Consider the following 14,710-nt stretch of genomic DNA (forward strand, 5'->3'; position numbering starts at 1 on the left):
CTACTGCTCGAGCCAGGCGTCCTTGAGCGCCACGCGCGAGCCGTACGGGTCGGTCGTGTAGCCCTGGAGCTTCGCCGAGTCCCACACCTCGAAGTGCTGCGGGACGGACATCGGCACGAGGACGAGCACCTGGCTCGCGACCTCGTCGTCGAGCTGCTGGATGAGCTTCGCCTTCGCGTCCGGGTCGGTCTCCGACTTGGCCGCCGCGAGGAGTTCCTTCGCCTTGTCCGCGTCGGCGTTGCCGTCCCAGTGGTTCTCCGCGCCAGCCTCGGAGAGGAACGGGTCGAAGTAGAACGTCGGGTCCGCACGGAACGACCACGGCAGCGACACCATGTCGGTGAAGGACTGGCCAGCGGTGAAGATCGGTGCGAGCTCCGAGGTGGACTTCGACTCGAGCTTCAGCGTGATGCCCGCCTTGGCGAGCTGCTGCTGCATGAGCTCGTAGATCGGGTGCTGCGAGGCCGCTGCGTCACCGAAGTAGGACAGCTCGATGGTCGGGCTGGTCTGGCCGGCCTCCTTCAGGAGCGCCTTCGCCTTCTTGATGTTCTGCGTGTAGTACGGGGTGTCCTTCGTGACCTCGGGCGAGGACGGGTCCCCTGCGGGCGTCACGTACGAGACCTTGCCGTTGCCGAACATCGCGGTGTCGACGAGGGCGTCGCGGTCGAGTGCCAGCGAGACCGCGCGGCGGACTCGGACGTCGGAGAGCGGACCGGACTCCGGGTTGATGAAGATCGGCAGCCCCTGGGTGTCGTAGGTCTTGCCCTGGGTCCAGCCGGCGCTGACAGCCTGGTCTGCGACGGTGCCGTCCGAGAACCACGCCGCCTGCACACTGCCCTGCTGGACGGCGGCGAGGCGGGTGCTGTCGTCGGGGATGATCTGGAAGACGATCTCGTCGAGGTAGGGCTTCTTCGATCCCCAGTAGTACTTGTTCTTCGTCAGCGTGATCGAGACGCCGTCCTTCCAGTCGGTCACCGCGAACGGGCCGGTGCCGTAGGTCTGCTTCTCGCGGTCGTCCGCCGAGGCGTCGGCGTACCCGTCGGAGCTGACGACCATGAAGGTCTCGCGGTTCGACAGGCCGTTGAGGAAGGTGCTGTCCGCGGCGGAGAGCGTGAACTCGACCTCGTGGTCGCCCTTCGCCGTCACCGACGTGAGCTTGGACAGGTAGGCCCGCTTGCTCGTCGTGGACTTCTGGTAGGTCTCGAACGTGTAGACGACGTCCTCGGCGGTGAAGTCGGAGCCGTCGGAGAACTTGACGCCCTTGCGGAGCGTCAGGTCGTAGGTGGTGTCGTCGACCTCGTCGTACTTCGTCGCGAGGCCGGGCTCGATGTCGCCGTCGTCGTTCTTGGTGAGGAGCGTCTCGTACGACTGGTCCATGATCGTCTGCGCCGCGAGCGCGGTCGCGACCATCGGATCGACGCCGCCGGCGGTCGGCTGGGCGTCGATCGCGTAGTTCAGCGTCCCCCCACTGACGGGCGTTCCGCCGGAGGCGGTGTCACCCGCGGTCGACCCGCTGCTGCAGGCGGTCAGTGCGGTGACGAGGCCGATCGCGGCGATGACCGCGGCCGTGGTCCTGGTGCGTTTCATGCGTCGGTTTCCTTCTGGAGGCTCGGGGTTGCGGGGTCGGGAGTGGGTGCGTCGGTGCGGTGGTCGCCCTGGGAGCGGACCGCGAAGCGCGGTCCGCGGCGCGAGCCGGGCAGGCCGGCGTCGCGACGAGGAGCGAGGGTGGCCTGCACACCGTCGGCGAGGAGGTTCCAGCCGGCGGAGAGCAGGACGATGAGGACGGCCGGCAGCACGATGAGGAGCGGCTGCGTCTGCATGAAGCGGGTGAACTCGCTGATCATGCGGCCGGCGGAGGGCTGGGGCGCCTGGACGCCCTGGCCGAGGTAGCTCAACGCCGCTTCGAGGAGCACGACGTTCGAGGCGACGGAGGCGAACTGGATGACGAGCGGCGTGAGCGCGTTCGGCAGGAGGTGCGTCACGGCGATCCGGACGGGTCCCACGCCGTTGATCTGGGCGGCGAGCACGAAGTCGCGCTCGCGCAGGGCGAGGACCGGGGCACGCATCACCCGGGCGAACGTCGGCGCGAACACGAACCCGAGCGCGATGACAAGTGGCAGCGGGCCGCTCCCGATGACGACGCCGACCACGAGGGCCACGAGGATCGCCGGGATCGAGAGGACCGCGTCGACGGCCCGCATGATGATCGTGTCGGTGATGCCGCCGGTGTAGCCGGCGACCACTCCGAGGATCGTCCCGACGACCGCGGCGAGGAGTGCCGCACCGCCGGAGATGAGCAGGGAGGACCGGCCGGCGATCGCCAGGCGCACCATGCTGTCGCGCCCGACGTTGTCGGTGCCGAGGAGGTGCGCAGCGCTCGGGTCGAGGAGCGAACCCGCGACGCTGGCGAGCGGGTCGAACGGCGGTGCGATCGACATCCAGGTGCCCCAGACGACGACGCCGACGAGGATCACCAGGCCGGTGACGAGTGCGGGCGACGGGTTCCGTCGCGGCCGGGCTGCCCGGGGGACGGTGGCGACGGCCGGCGCACGGCCCGTCCCCACGACGGTGGTCTCGGTCTGGACGGTCATGCGGTCGCCACCACCCTCACTCGGGGATCGATCAGCGGGTACAGGAGGTCGACGACGAAGTTGATGACGACGTAGACCAGGCCGAGGAGCAGGACGCAGGCCTGGATCACCGGGTAGTCGGAGGACCGGATCGCGTCGACCAGGACGGTGCCGATGCCGGGGAGCGAGAAGACCGTCTCGGTGACGACCGTCCCCCCGACGAGCCCCGCGAGCTCGATGCCGACGATCGTCGTCACCGGCACGAGGGCGTTGCGGAGAGCGTGGCGGTTGATCACCCGGGAAGGCGTCGCGCCCTTCGCCCGTGCAGTGCGGATGAAGTCCTGCGAGAACGTGCCGAGCAGCGTGCCGCGCATGTACCTGGCGATGATCGCCGCCATCACGAGACCGAGCAGGAGCGACGGGAGCACCATCACGCCGAGGTTCCCGGCCGGGTCCTGGGCGAAGGGCACGTACCCGATGAGCTTGAGCTTCAGGGTGAGCGAGTTCACCAGGATGAGCACGGTGCCGAGGGCGAAGGGCGGGGTCGCGAGGAAGGCGAAGGAGAACCCGCGGACGCTCTGGTCGGCGACGCCGTTCGTGCGTCGGGCCGAGAGCACCCCGGCCGGGATGCCGATGAGGACGCCGAACACGGTCGCGAGGACGGCGAGCTCGATGCTCACCGGCAGGCGGGTGCCGACCATCTCGGCGACGCTGTAGGGCTTCGTGAGCGACTCCCCCAGGTCACCGGTCAGCAGGCCGCCGATCCAGGTGAAGTACTGCACCCACCACGGCCGGTCGAGGCCGAGCTGCTGGCGGATCTGCGCGATCGCCTCCGGGTCCGGGTTCGCCGGGTCGACGAGCGCCGCGGCGGGGTCGCCCGGGATCAGGCGGACCATCGCGAAGACGATGATCGACAGGAGCGCCAGCACGATGGCCGCCGACAGCACCCGTCCGAGGACGTATCTGGTCATCGGGGTTCCTCCACGGTGTTCTCGAGCGGGAGTCCGCGGTCGAGCCGGACGAGCTGGTCTGCGACGAGGTCGAGCAGCAGGCGCGGCATGAGTTCGGTGTTGCCGCCGACGTGCGGCGTGACGATCACGTCGTCGAGCGCCCACAGCTCGTGGTCGTCCGGCAGCGGCTCGGGGTCGGTGACGTCGAGCGCCGCGCGGAGCCGACCGGCCCGGAGTTCGACGAGGAGCGCCGCGGTGTCGACGACCGGACCCCGGCCGACGTTCACGAGCAGCGCCCGGTCCGGCATGGCGGCCAGGACCTCGGCGCCGATGAGTCCACGCGTCCGGGTGGTCAGCGGCAGCGTCACCACGACGACGTCCGCATCCGCGGCGAGCGCCGGGAGCGCGTCCGGTCCGTGCACGGCCCGACCGTCGGGCAGTGTGCGCTCGCTGCCCGCCACCCGCGTGACGGCGACGCCGAACGGCTCGAGCATCCGCTCCACCAGGGAGCCGATGCCGCCGTGGCCGACGAGGAGCACCCGGGCGCCGGCGAGGCCGGGCGTCCGGCGGTTGTCCCAGCGATCCGTGCCCGTCGAGGCGCGTCGGACGAATCCGGCGAGGTCGCGCTGCGAGGCGAGCACGAGTGTCACGGCGAGTTCGGCGGTCTGCCGTTCCATGACGCCGACCGCGTTGCACAGCGCCGCGGCGGGCGGCAGGTGCGCCGCGACGCCCTCGGCCCCGATGGAGAGCAGCTGGACGAGCCGCACGGACTCGGCCGTGGCGAGCGCAGCGAGTTCGGTCGGTCCGACGTAGCCGGGGTTCGGCGTCGCGCTCGTGGTGTGGAACGGCAGGACGACGGCGTCGAGCTCCCGCGCCGGGACGCTCGGGGGGCCCTGGAGTGCCCACGGGACCAGCCGGACGTCGGCGCGGGAGGCGATCCGGGCCTCCAGGGCGATGCTGTCGATGGCGGGCGGGACGGACACGGTGATCACGAGGTGAACCGTCCGTCGACGACGGTGCCCAGCACCGGGATGTCGGCGATCGCGGACGTGTCCACGAGGAACGGGTCGGCTTCGAGGAGGACGAGGTCGGCCAGGAACCCGGGCGCCAGGATGCCGAGCCGGTCCTCCATCCCGGCGGCCCAGGCGGCCGTCGTGGTGACCGTCGCGACCGCCTCGGCGACCGTGAGTCCCTCGTGCGGGGCGAGCGGTCGACCGGTCGACGACCGGCGCTCGACGGCGGTCTGGATCGCGCGCAGCGGCGTTCCCGGCAGCGGACGGTCGGTGCTGCCGATCAGCGGGACGCCCGCGTCGAGGAGTGAGCGTCCGCGGTAGAGCCACGGCACGCGGTGCTCGCCGACCTGGCCGGCGAAGTCGTCGCCGGAGTCCCAGAGGAAGCACGCCTGGCCGGCGACGGCGATGCCGAGCGCGGCGAGGCGAGGGACCTGGTCGTCGCGGATCAGGCCGCCGTGCTCGATGCGGTGGCGGCCACGATGGTGGGGTGTGGCGGCGAACGCACGCTCGAACCCGTCGAGTGCGACGTCCAGTGCCGCATCGCCGATCGCGTGGACGGCCAGCTGCCAGCCGCCGGCGACCGCGTCGGCCATGTCCGCCATGAGCACGTCGGCGTCCTCGGTGAGCGCTCCGCGATCGTCGCTGCCCTCGTACGGCTCGGACAGGTGCGCGGTGCGGACCATCATGCCGCCGTCCAGGACGAACTTGAGCGGGCCGATGCCGAGCATGTCGGCGCCCATCCCGGTGCGCAGGCCGAGCGAGAGCCCTCGGGTGAAGCCGTCACCGCCACGGACCGCGTGCAGGGCGTCCTTGCTCGGCATGATCTGCATGCGGAGCGGCAGCCGGCCCTGTTCCTGCAGCCGGCGGAACGCCTCGAGGTCGAGCGGGTTGAGGCTGCCGATCCAGCCACCGGCGCCTGCTTCGATGCACATCGTGACGCCCTCGGCGCGGGCCTGGTCGGCGGCGAGCGCCACGGCCTCCACGACGTCGTCGATCGCGTACGGGAGGCGCTGTCCGCGGACGACGTCCTGGTGCCCCTCCTCGAGCAGACCGACCGCGACGTCCGGGTGGGCGCGGAGCGCCAGGTCGTCGATCCGGTCGAGGACCGCGGTCGAGACGACCGAGGAGTGGCTGGACACGTGCCTGGCCCATGCGCGGCGGGGACCGACGGCACGGTCGAGCTCGAGTGCGGTGAGGTCCCGGCCGAGCACGCGCTGGTCGTACCCGCTGATCGTGACCCAGCCGTCCTCGGGGACCTCGGCGGCACGGGCCGCGATGGCCTCGAGCGCGCGGTCGACCTCGGTGATCCCGCCGATGTCGACGGCCTGCAGGGACTGCCCGACGAGCTGGAGGTGCGTGTGCGCGTCGATGAAGCCGGGCAGCACCGTGGCACCGTGCAGGTCGACGATCTCCGCGGCGTCGAGGCCGGCGACGTCCTCGTCGAGCCCGACGATCCGGCCCTGCCAGATCCCGATCGTCGTCGCGGTCGGACGTGCGGGGTCGAGCGTGCGGATCGAGGCGTTCGTGATGAGCAGGTCGAGTCGCATCAGTGTCCGGCCTTCCGGGGTTCGGGGGCGCCTTCCGAGGCGTGCATGGCGGTGGCGATCGCGCGGTGCTCGGCGACGGGCGACTCGGCGAGGTGCTCGATCGTGCTGCGGCGGTCCTCGGTGGTGCGGTTCTGTCCGAGCTTCGCTTTCGCCCGGGCGTCGTCCACCACCACGCGGAACCCGACCACGGCTGGCAGGAGCTGGTCGATGCGGGCGTCGGCGGTGGCGTCGATCGTCCACGGGCCGGCGTCCACCGGGGCCTTCCGGGACTCCTCGGTACGGATGAGCTCGACGAGGTGCTCCCGGAGGTCGTCCGTGCCCAGGAGCTCGGACCGGCCGCTCAGGTGCGCGACGGTGAAGTTGTAGGTCGGCAGACCCGGACCGCCGTACCAGCCGGCGCTGACGTAGGCGCGCGGGCCGTGGAACACGCAGAGCAGTCGTTCGCCGGCCAGGACGGCCTGGGCGAGCGGATCAGCGCGCGGCACGTGTCCGGTCAGCACGGCGGTCGTGCCGTCGCCGGGGCCCGCCGTGTCACCACCCGTCTCCAGCAGGAGGGGCAGGTGAGCCGCACGGAGGGGCGACGCGGCGACGATCGTCGCCAGCGAGTTCGCCGCGATGAGCGCACCGACGCCGTCGAGGGCGTCGGATTCGAAGAGAGGATTGACCCACACAATGTGTCCTAGTACAGTTGATAACTGTGTTAGTGGATGACTTACGAAAGTCAGTTTCCTCACGTGATCTCGTGGAAGCAATCTCAGCGGCGATCCGTAACGGGGAGTTAACGCCGGGGGCGGATCTCCCCTCAGTACGACATGTGTCGGAAACATCCGGGCTCAGTCCGGGCACCGCCGCACTGGCGTTCCGGATGCTCCGTGAGCGGGGCGTGATCGCGTCGACCCACGGTCGTCGCAGTCGTGTCGCTCAGCTGCCGGCGCTCCCCCGCCCCGTCGGCGGCCCCGGCGTGCCCTCCGGCGTGCGCGACCTCTCCACCGCGTCCCCGGACCCGCTGCTGCTGCCGGACATCGGCGCCCTGCTCTCCCCTGACCTCTACGAACCGGCGCTCTACGACTCCGAGTCCGTGCACCCCGCGCTCGCCCGGGTGATGCGGGCCCAGTTCGCCGCGGACGGGATCGTCGGACCGCTCACCGCGACCAATGGGGCACTCGACGCGATGGAGCGCATCCTCGCCGCGACCGTCCGGCCCGGTGAGACCGTGGTCGTCGAGGACCCGCAGTGGGTGTCGTCGCTGTCCCTGCTGCGGGTGCTGCAGCTCGAGGTGGCACCCGTGCCGGTCGACGACGAGGGACTCGACCCGGACGCCCTCGCCGCCGTGCTCGCGTCGCGTCACTGCAGCGCGCTCGTGCTGACCCCACGGGCGCAGAACCCCCGCGGGTCGGTGATGTCCGAGGCGCGGGCCGCCGCGCTCCGAGCCGTCGTGGCCCAGCACCCGGACCTGATGGTGATCGAGGACGACCACGCCGCGCCGATCACGGACACCCCGGCGGCGACGGTCACGACGGACCGCCGGAGATGGGCCGTGATCCGTTCCATGAGCAAGGCCCTCGGCCCGGACCTGCGGCTCGCCGTGACCGCGTCCGACCGGGACACCGCCGACCGGGTGCAGGGACGGATGCTGCTCGGCCCCGGGTGGGTGAGCCACTTCACCCAACGCATCGTGGCCGCCGCACTCAGCGACGAACGGTCGCTCGAGGCAGTGCGCCACGCCACCGAGGTCTACCGGCAGCGCCGGAGCGCGCTCGTCTCCGCGCTCGCGGCCTACGGCATCGCGGCGCACGGCGCGAGCGGGCTGAACGTGCTCGTCCCGGTCCACGAGGAAGCGGCCGTCACGGCACACCTCATGACGAAGGGGTGGGCGGTCCGTCCGGGCGAGGGGTTCCGACTCGGGACACCACCGTTCATCCGTGTCACGACGGCTCGGCTCGACCCGGTGGACGCCGTGCACCTGGCGGCCGACATCAGCGAGGCGGTGGACGGAGGGACACGCCGACGCGACGAGTGACGTCACCGGGGAATGGAACGGGCCGCGGCGGCTTTGACGCCTCCATGACAACGTCAGCAGAGCGCCGCGGGTGGCTCAGCGTCCTCTCCGTCGCACTCGGGTCCTTCGTCCTGGTGCTCTCGGAGTTCCTGCCCATCGGGCTCCTCCCCGCGATCGCCACCGACCTCGACGTCCCCGTCGGGACCGCCGGGCTGATGGTCGTCGCGACCGGCCTGGTCGGAGCCGTCGCAGCACCGGTCGTCACGGTCGCCACGTCGCGCCTCGACCGTCGCGTCGTGCTCGTCGCCCTGACGGTCCTGCTCGTCGTCGCCGACGGCCTGGCGGCCATCGCACCGTCCTTCGCGGTCCTGCTCGGTGCGCGGCTGCTGCTGGGTGTCGGGATCGGCGGCTTCTGGGCCATCGGGGCGGGGATCGCCGGGAGGCTCGTGGCGGCCCCGTCGGTGATCCGTGCGACCTCCTTCATCACGGCGGGCGTCTCGGTCGCCACCGTCGTCAGCCTCCCGCTCGGCGCGTTCGTCTCCGCGCTGGCCAGCTGGCGCCTCGGGTTCGTGATCGGCGGTGCGCTCGGCCTCGTGGCCCTGGTCCTCCAGCTCGTGATGCTGCCGAGCATCCCCGCGGTGCAGCGGGTGCGCTTCAGCACCCTCGGCGCGCTGCTCCGGGTCCCGCGGGCACGGGTCGGGCTCATCGCCGCCGCGTTCGTCTTCGCGGCGCAGTTCGCGGCGTACACCTACGTCGCGCCGTACCTGCAGGACCTCGTGCGGGTCGGTCCGGAGACGGTGACCCTGGCGCTCCTGGTGTTCGGTGTCGCGGGCATCGTCGGCAACTTCGCCGCCGGGTTCACGCTCGGCAAGAGCGTGCTCGGCACCATCGGGGTGTCGAAGGTGGTCCTCGCCGCCGCGGTCATCGCCCTGCCGCTCCTGGCGCACTCGGTCGTCGGCGTGTTCGCGCTGCTCGTCGTGTGGGGACTGGTCTGGGGTGCGCTCCCGCTCGGGATGCAGACGTGGATGTCCACGGCGTCCCCGGGCGGTTCGGAGACCGGCCTCGCCCTGTTCGTCACGACCATCCAGCTCGCCATCGCCGCGGGTTCGGTCCTCGGCGGCGTCGCGGTGACGTCGTTCGGTCTCGCCGCGGACTTCTGGTTCGCGGGTGGGATCGCCGTGATCGGTGCGGCCGTGATCGTCGGGCTCGGTCTGCGGCGTGCGAACGGGATCCCGGTGGCGCCGGACGCGACGGCCGCCGACGTCGCCGCCGCGCCGACCGGTCCCGTCGCGACGGTCGGCAGCACCGGCGCCTGAGCTCGGCCCGCCGGGCAGGCGCCCGCCCGGGGAGTGGGTGTCGAGGGAGGGGACGGACTGCGGGGGCGCGGCGCGGTCCCCTCCCTCGGAGCACGCCCTTCCCCCACCACAGGAGACTCCGCAGAGGGGCGCGCTCGTCGCGATCAGGTCGTGATCGCGAGTTCTCGTGGTCCGCGTTCGGGGACGGGGGCCGGGTGCGCCCGGCTCATCGTCTCCAGCACGCGCACGACCTGGTACGAGTAGCCGAACTCGTTGTCGTACCAGACGTAGAGCACGACGTCGTCGCCGTTCGCCTGCGTCGCGAGCCCGTCGACGACACCCGCGAAGCGCGACCCGAGGACGTCGGAGGAGACGAACTCGGGCGACTCGACGTAGTCGACCTGGGACCGCAGCGCCGAGCCGAGCGACACGCTCCGGAGGAACGCGTTGACGCCGTCCCGGTCGGTCGGACGCCCGAGCCGCAGGTTGAGGATCGCGAGCGACACGTCGGGCGTCGGCACGCGGATGGCGCTCGCGGTGAGCTTGCCGTCGAGCGCAGGGACGGCCTTCGCGACGGCACGGGCGGCACCGGTCTCGGTGATCACCATGTTGAGCGGCGCCGCACGGCCGCGACGATCCGCCTTGTGGAAGTTGTCGGTGAGGTTCTGGTCGTTCGTGAACGAGTGCACCGTCTCGATGTGCCCGCGGACCACGCCGTACTCGGCGTCGAGCGCGGCGAGCACCGGGGCGACGGCGTTCGTCGTGCACGAGGCCGCCGCGACGACGTCTGCGTCCTCGGCGTCGGCGCCGTTGATGCCCTGGACGACGTTCGGGACGCTGCCCTTGCCGGGTGCGGTGAGGAGCACGCGTGCTGCGCCGGGCGCCACCAGGTGCCGCCGGAGCTCGTCGTCGGTGCGCCACCGGCCGGTGTTGTCGACGATGATCGCGTCGTCGATCCCGTACGCCGTGTAGTCGATCTCGCTCGGGTCGGACGCCCGGATCACGGCGATGCTGGTGCCGTTCGCGATGATCGTCTGGGCGTCCTCGTCGACGGAGATCGTGCCGTCGAAGGGACCGTGCACGGAGTCGCGCCGCAGCAGGCTCGCACGCTTGACGAGGTCGTCGGCGCCGGTCGCTTCACGCACCACGATCGCCCGGAGCCGCAGCCCGGTCGCGCGGGACTGGTGGGAGATCAGGATCCGGGCGAGCAGGCGTCCGATGCGGCCGAACCCGTAGAGCACCACGTCCGTCGTCGGCAGCGGCCCGCTGCCGTCCGCGGACCGGAGCTGTGCGGCGATCGTCGCGGCCGCGTCCGCGTCGGACGCAGAACGCACCCGTGCGGCGAGCGCGCCGAGGTCGAGGGACGCCGGACCACTGCCGGTCACGTCGATCGTCCGCAGGATCGCGAGCGACTCCGCCAGCGGCAACGGCGCACCGTCGACGTGCCGGGCGAACCGGTGCGCCTTGACGATCTCGATCGCCGAGCGGTTCACCAGCCGGCGACCGTGGATGCCGGCGACGACGCCGTCCCGCCGGTGCAGCCGCCCGATGATCGGGATCATCTCCTCGGCGAGCTCGAGCTGCGCGTTCCAGTCGTCCCACAGGTCCGATGCGTCCTGCGCGGCGGTCACGCCGCCTCCTCGAGACGACGGCACAGCTGGTCGAGCCGGGCACGCAGCCGAGCGGGGACCCGGTCGCCGAAGCGGTCGAAGTGTGCGCGGAGCTGCTCGGCCTCGGCGGACCACGCGGCCGGGTCGACCGCGAAGAGCTCGTCGAGCGCGAAGCCGTCGAGGTCGAGGCCGGCGAGGTCGAGTTCACCGACCGCGGGGAGCCCGCCGATCGGGCTCCAGTCGACGTCGGCGTCCCCGTCGAGTCGTGCGGCGATCCACTCGAGCACGCGGACGTTGTCGCCGAACCCGGGCCAGAGGTACTTGCCGTCGGATGACTTGCGGAACCAGTTCACCCGGAAGACCCGCGGCGCCTTGGAACCCAGCTGGTCGCCGATCTCGAGCCAGTGCGCCCAGTGGTCGGCCATGTTGTAGCCGCAGAAGGGCTGCATCGCGAACGGGTCGAGCCGGAGTTCCCCGACCGGCCCTTCGGCGGCGGCGGTCTGCTCGCTCGAGATCGTCGAACCGAAGAACACGCCGTGCTCCCAGTCCTCGGCCTCGGCCACCAGCGGCACGTTCGTCGCGCGACGGCCACCGAAGACGACCGCGTCGATGGGGACCCCGTCCGGGCTGTCCCAGTCGTCGGAGATCGTCGGGCACTGGTCGGCGGCGACGGTGAAGCGGGCGTTCGGGTGCGCGGCCGGGGTGCTGCTGCCCGGCTCCCACGCCTGTCCGCGCCAGTCGATGAGGTGGCTCGGGGCCGTCTCCGAGGCGCCCTCCCACCAGACGTCGCCGTCGAGCGTCATGGCGACGTTCGTGAAGATCGTGTTCGAGCGGATGGTCGTCATCGCGGCCGGGTTCGTGTCCGGACCCGTGCCGGGGGCGACGCCGAAGAAGCCGGCCTCCGGGTTGATCGCCCACAGGCGGCCGTCGGCGCCGGGCCGCAGCCAGGCGATGTCGTCGCCGATGGTCTCGACCTTCCAGCCGGGGACGGTCGGCGTCATCATCGCGAAGTTCGTCTTGCCGCAGGCGGACGGGAACGCCGCAGCGACGTGCAGGACCTTGCCCGCCGGCGTCGTGACGCGGATGAGCAGCATGTGCTCGGCGAGCCAGCCGTCCTCGCGCGCCATGGTCGAGGCGATCCGGAGCGCGAAGCACTTCTTCGCCAACAGTGCGTTGCCGCCGTACCCGGAGCCGTACGACCAGATCTCCCGACTCTCCGGGAAGTGCGCGATGACCTTCGTCGGGTTGGACGGCCACGGGACGTCGTCGACCCGGGAGCCGTCGTCGGTGACGAGCGGCATGCCGACGGTGTGCAGCGCCGGCACCCAGACGCTGTCGGGGCCGATCTGCGCGAGCGCGTCGTCGCCCATCCTGGTCATGATCCTGGTCGAGACCACCACGTACGGCGAGTCCGTGATCTGGACGCCGACCTGTGAGATCGCGCCGCCGACCGGGCCCATCGAGAACGGGACGACGTACATCGTGCGCCCGCGCATCGCGCCGCGGAAGCGGTCCGTGAGCTCGGCGCGCATCGCGTCCGGCGCACGCCAGTTGTTCGTCGGGCCGGCGTCCGCCTCGCGCTCGGAGCAGATGAACGTGCGGTCCTCGACGCGGGCGACGTCCGCCGGGTCGCTCCTGGCGAGGTAGCTGCCGGGGCGGAGCCCGTCGTCCAGCGCGATGACGGAGCCGGCGGCGACCATCTCGTCGAGCAGTCTGCGGTTCTCGGCGTCACTGCCGTCGCACCAGACGACCTGATCCGGTTCCGTCAGGGACGCGACATCCGCCACCCAGGTGCGCAGTGCCTCCAGGCCGGGTCGGGGGTGGATGCCGGACGGTGCGGACGTGGTCGGACGGACGATGCTCATACGCCGACACGCTCCCCCAGCACGTCACGGATGCGGGCGGTGACCTTCTCGACGGACAGCCCGTACTTGTCGAGCAGGAAGTCGTTCGGGCCGGACTCGGCCCACGAGTCGGCGAGGCCGACCTTGTGCAGGCGTGCGCCGCTGGCGTGACCGGCGAGGACGGCGGCGACCACGTCACCGAGCCCACCGACGACGGAGTGCTCCTCGACCGTGACCACGGTCCGCGCCCCGTCGAGGATCGCCCAGAGCGCTTCCTCGTCGAGGGGCTTGATCGTCGGCAGGTGCACGTGCGTGACGGTCGCACCGGAGGCCTCCACCGCGGTGACCGCCTCGACGGTGCGGGACGTCTGCACGCCGGTCGAGACGACCGTCACGTCAGCGTCGCTGCCACCGTCGCGGAGCAGCACCGGGGCGCCGACGCGGAACTCGTAGCCGTCGTCGAAGACGTCGGCCACGGCGTCACGGGCCAGCCGCAGGTAGACGGGACCGTCGTGGTCCGCTGCCCAGCGGATGATCGCCGCTGCCTCGGTCTCGTCCGCGGGGGCGAGCACCGTCATGTTCGGCAGCGCCCGCATCACGGAGAGGTCCTCGATGTCCTGGTGGGTCTTGCCGCTCGCGCCGTTGAGCAGGCCGGTGTACGCCGCGGCGAGCCGGACCGGCGCCTTGGTCTGCGAGACGAGCATGCGCACCTGGTCGAGGGCGCGGTTGGTCAGGAACACGCCGAACGACGACAGCCACGGGCGGTACCCGAGCGTCGACATGCCGAACGCGATGCCGACCATGTTCTGCTCGGCGATGCCGGCCTGGACGAAGCGGTCCGGGTGGGCGTTGGCGAAGGTGACGGCCATCGTCGAGGTGGCCAGGTCGCCGTCGACGACGACGATGCGGTCGTCGGTCTCGGCGAGTTCGGTGAGGGTGTCGCCCCACACTGCGCGCTGTGCCTTCATGCCAGGGCCTCCGTCTTCTGGTCGATGAGGAGCTCCGCACGGGCGGTGGCGAGCTGTTCCTCGGTGGGGACGCCGTTGTGCCACTTGAACGTGGCGCGGGTGAAGGAGACGCCGTTGCCCTTCACCGTGTGGGCGATGATCGCGGTCGGCTTGCCGCTCGTGCCGCGGGCCGCGTCGACCTCGCCGTAGGCGTCGAGGATCTCCTCGTAGTCGTGGCCGTTGATCTCGATCACGTTCCAGCCGAACCCGCGGAACACGGCGGGCAGGTTGACGTGCCCCATCGGCTCGCTGCGGTCGTAGCGGTCGTGGTCGCCGGACGGCCAGCCGTACTGCTGCAGGCCGTTCAGGTCGATGATCGCGGTGAGGTTGTCGAGGCCGTACCGGGGAGCGTGGATGACGGTCTCCCAGACCATGCCCTCCTCGATCTCGCCGTCGCCGAGCACGACCCAGGTGTGGAAGTCCTTGCCCTGCATCTTGGCGGCGATCGCCATGCCGGAGCCGGCCGAGAGGCCCTGCCCGAGCGAGCCGGTGGACGAGTCGACGCCCGGCGTGAGCTTCATGTCGGGGTGACCCTGCAGGCGGGAGTCGCCGTGGTCGAACGTGCTGAGCTCCTCGACGGGGAAGTACCCGCGGAGCGCCAGGACCGAGTACAGCCCGATCGCCGAGTGGCCCTTCGACAGGATGAACCGGTCGCGGTCCGGGTCGTGCGGCTGCTCGGGGTCGATCCGGAGCTGGTGGAAGTAGAGGGCGACCATCAGGTCCATCGCGGACATGGGTCCGCCGATGTGCCCGGCTCCGCTGGACGCGACGGTCTCGAGGACGCGCCACCGCCCTTCACGGGCAACGGTCTCCAGGTGTTCGACGTCTCTCGCGTCGTTGCGTGTCACGGCGACTCCTTCGTTCTGCGGTGGTGGATC

12 protein-coding genes are annotated in these 14,710 nt (G+C 71.5%); 2 read left to right on the top strand and 10 right to left on the bottom strand.

Annotation, left to right across the window (positions count from 1 at the left end):
- The 6 genes from EDF27_RS02175 to EDF27_RS02200 are packed head-to-tail and all read right to left on the bottom strand — an operon-like array spanning window position 1 to window position 6,748.
- Window positions 1-1,584, bottom strand: a complete 1,584-nt coding sequence (locus tag EDF27_RS02175; protein WP_132047017.1) for an ABC transporter substrate-binding protein — start codon at window positions 1,582-1,584, stop codon at window positions 1-3.
- A complete protein-coding gene (locus EDF27_RS02180; RefSeq protein ID WP_123655268.1) occupies window positions 1,581-2,588 on the bottom strand; it encodes an ABC transporter permease in 1,008 nt (335 codons plus the stop codon). Before EDF27_RS02180 ends, EDF27_RS02175 begins: the two co-directional genes overlap by 4 nt.
- Window positions 2,585-3,538, bottom strand: a complete 954-nt coding sequence (locus EDF27_RS02185) for an ABC transporter permease (RefSeq protein WP_132047019.1) — start codon at window positions 3,536-3,538, stop codon at window positions 2,585-2,587. Before EDF27_RS02185 ends, EDF27_RS02180 begins: the two co-directional genes overlap by 4 nt.
- The gene (locus EDF27_RS02190; RefSeq protein ID WP_123655266.1) at window positions 3,535-4,509 is read right to left on the bottom strand and encodes an NAD(P)-dependent oxidoreductase; all 975 of its coding nucleotides are present in this window, start codon (window positions 4,507-4,509) and stop codon (window positions 3,535-3,537) included. Before EDF27_RS02190 ends, EDF27_RS02185 begins: the two co-directional genes overlap by 4 nt.
- On the bottom strand, window positions 4,506-6,077 hold the full coding sequence (locus tag EDF27_RS02195) for an amidohydrolase family protein (protein WP_132047021.1): 1,572 nt from the start codon (window positions 6,075-6,077) through the stop codon (window positions 4,506-4,508). Before EDF27_RS02195 ends, EDF27_RS02190 begins: the two co-directional genes overlap by 4 nt.
- Window positions 6,077-6,748, bottom strand: coding sequence for an FMN-binding negative transcriptional regulator (locus EDF27_RS02200; RefSeq protein ID WP_165931318.1), 672 nt, complete (start codon window positions 6,746-6,748; stop codon window positions 6,077-6,079). Before EDF27_RS02200 ends, EDF27_RS02195 begins: the two co-directional genes overlap by 1 nt.
- Window positions 6,749-6,819: 71 nt before the next feature.
- Between EDF27_RS02200 and EDF27_RS02205 the strand changes: the two genes are divergently transcribed.
- Entirely contained in the window at window positions 6,820-8,097 is a 1,278-nt protein-coding gene (locus EDF27_RS02205; RefSeq protein WP_165931319.1) for an aminotransferase class I/II-fold pyridoxal phosphate-dependent enzyme, read from the top strand.
- 44 nt (window positions 8,098-8,141) lie between these two features.
- On the top strand, window positions 8,142-9,392 hold the full coding sequence (locus tag EDF27_RS02210; protein WP_132047027.1) for an MFS transporter: 1,251 nt from the start codon (window positions 8,142-8,144) through the stop codon (window positions 9,390-9,392).
- Between the two features lie 143 nt (window positions 9,393-9,535).
- Here EDF27_RS02210 and EDF27_RS02215 read toward each other — a convergent pair whose 3' ends face one another.
- From EDF27_RS02215 to EDF27_RS02230, 4 genes are read right to left on the bottom strand one after another with little or no spacing between them, the layout of a single operon-like run.
- A complete protein-coding gene (locus EDF27_RS02215; protein ID WP_279433167.1) occupies window positions 9,536-11,002 on the bottom strand; it encodes a glyceraldehyde-3-phosphate dehydrogenase in 1,467 nt (488 codons plus the stop codon).
- Window positions 10,999-12,846, bottom strand: coding sequence for a phosphoenolpyruvate carboxykinase (GTP) (locus EDF27_RS02220; RefSeq protein ID WP_132047029.1), 1,848 nt, complete (start codon window positions 12,844-12,846; stop codon window positions 10,999-11,001). Before EDF27_RS02220 ends, EDF27_RS02215 begins: the two co-directional genes overlap by 4 nt.
- Window positions 12,843-13,793 carry a transketolase C-terminal domain-containing protein gene (locus EDF27_RS02225; RefSeq protein WP_132047031.1) on the bottom strand — a complete coding sequence of 317 codons (951 nt, stop codon included), beginning with the start codon at window positions 13,791-13,793 and terminating at the stop codon, window positions 12,843-12,845. The genes EDF27_RS02220 and EDF27_RS02225 overlap by 4 nt, the downstream gene beginning before the upstream one ends.
- Window positions 13,790-14,680, bottom strand: coding sequence for a transketolase (locus EDF27_RS02230; RefSeq protein WP_243698176.1), 891 nt, complete (start codon window positions 14,678-14,680; stop codon window positions 13,790-13,792). The genes EDF27_RS02225 and EDF27_RS02230 overlap by 4 nt, the downstream gene beginning before the upstream one ends.
- Window positions 14,681-14,710 lie beyond the last annotated feature (30 nt).

Source organism: Curtobacterium sp. PhB136, from assembly GCF_004346855.1.
In the GTDB taxonomy this organism is placed as follows: Bacteria; Actinomycetota; Actinomycetes; order Actinomycetales; family Microbacteriaceae; genus Curtobacterium.

Bases quoted from the DNA above. Each gene is read 5' to 3' on its own strand.
- EDF27_RS02220 (WP_132047029.1), bottom strand. From the start codon at position 12,846: ATGAGCATCGTCCGTCCGACCACGTCCGCACCGTCCGGCATCCACCCC.
- EDF27_RS02180 (WP_123655268.1), bottom strand. From the start codon at position 2,588: ATGACCGTCCAGACCGAGACCACCGTCGTGGGGACGGGCCGTGCGCCG.
- EDF27_RS02210 (WP_132047027.1), top strand. From the start codon at position 8,142: ATGACAACGTCAGCAGAGCGCCGCGGGTGGCTCAGCGTCCTCTCCGTC.
- EDF27_RS02225 (WP_132047031.1), bottom strand. From the start codon at position 13,793: ATGAAGGCACAGCGCGCAGTGTGGGGCGACACCCTCACCGAACTCGCC.
- EDF27_RS02195 (WP_132047021.1), bottom strand. From the start codon at position 6,077: ATGCGACTCGACCTGCTCATCACGAACGCCTCGATCCGCACGCTCGAC.
- EDF27_RS02185 (WP_132047019.1), bottom strand. From the start codon at position 3,538: ATGACCAGATACGTCCTCGGACGGGTGCTGTCGGCGGCCATCGTGCTG.
- EDF27_RS02175 (WP_132047017.1), bottom strand. From the start codon at position 1,584: ATGAAACGCACCAGGACCACGGCCGCGGTCATCGCCGCGATCGGCCTC.